1 protein-coding gene and 1 pseudogene are annotated in these 1136 nt (G+C 45.1%); both read left to right on the top strand.

Features of this window, described 5'->3' with window-relative positions:
* Window positions 1-450: pseudogene (locus AB5123_RS14400) on the top strand (hypothetical protein); the annotation flags it as partial.
* A 10-nt stretch (window positions 451-460) separates the two neighbouring features.
* Window positions 461-949: a gamma-glutamylcyclotransferase family protein gene (locus AB5123_RS14395; RefSeq protein ID WP_117859748.1), complete on the top strand. Its 489-nt coding sequence runs from the start codon at window positions 461-463 to the stop codon at window positions 947-949.
* Window positions 950-1136: the final 187 nt, after the last annotated feature.

Below are 1136 nucleotides of genomic sequence, written 5' to 3'. Positions count from 1 at the left end.
CAGCACGGACATTATGAGATAAGAGCGTACAACGGTTCTCTTCACGCAGGAGAGGTAAGAAGTCAGATAGTGCTTGCGTTAGCCATAAGCAATGCGGCAATGACCAAGAAATACTGCTCTCCTCACGTTTCGCAGAGTGATAATATGCGGTACAGCTTTAGGGTATGGCTTTTGAATCTTGGACTGATAGGTGAAGAATTCAAGAATTGCAGGACACATCTTCTGAAACATCTTGAGGGCGATATTGCCTGGCGGCACCCTGAGGATGGAATTGCTGCAAGGGCAAAGCTGAAAGAAAAACGTGAGCTGGAGCGGCAAGCCGCCCGTGAGCAACGTGTCGAGCTTGTAAGCGACAACAGCACGCAAGTCGAAAATGTACCCGAAGAACACATTGAGCCGTCAGAAAGTGAATGTGACGAATTTGAAGAAGAATTTGAAATGAGTATGTAAGGAGGAAAACATGGAATACAAAAGATTATACATTGCCTATGGCAGCAACATCAACCTTGAACAGATGGCGCATCGCTGTCCGAATTCAAAGGTTGTAAGCACAGAAATGATGCAGGGCTATGAACTTGAATTTCGTGGTGTGGCAACGATCGTACCGAATGAGAAGTCGGAAGTACCCGTTCTGATATGGGAGATAGACGGACGTGACGAACACAGTCTTGATAGGTATGAGGGATTCCCGAATCTTTACCGCAAGGAGTTGTTTGATATAGAAGTCAACGGCGAAAAGAAAGAGTGCATGGCGTATTTGATGAACAAAGGACAGATCTCTCCGCCAACCAGTTATTATTACAATGTTATAAAGCAGGGATATGAGGCGAACGGTATGGACACAAGCTATCTGAGGGCGGCACTTGAAAGGTCGGTTTGCAGTCAGCATTTTGATGATGAACCGGACGAGGATTTTGAAGAAGATAATGATTTTCAGATGAAGTTTTAAGGAGCGTGGTCAAATGAGATACAAAGGATTTTACATAAAGATCTCACCCGACATAAACATTAGCAGGGTCGACAAGAACGGCAGAGATGTTCTTTGCGAAGGATTTTTAATACAGGTTTTCGCAGACGAGACCGAACGTGTTGAGATCGACAGCTTTTCTGCGGCTGTGGGGTTTGAGATACTGGAG

It is taken from the genome of Ruminococcus sp. RTP21204st1_B2_RTP21204_210225, from assembly GCF_040914135.1.
In the GTDB taxonomy this organism is placed as follows: Bacteria; Bacillota; Clostridia; order Oscillospirales; family Ruminococcaceae; genus Hominimerdicola; species Hominimerdicola aceti.
The sequence above is the reverse complement of the archived record's forward strand: the minus strand, read 5'-3'. Positions and strand labels throughout refer to the sequence as shown.

Coding starts and splice junctions, on each gene's coding strand:
- AB5123_RS14395 (WP_117859748.1), top strand. CDS start 461: ATGGAATACAAAAGATTATACATTGCCTATGGCAGCAACATCAACCTT.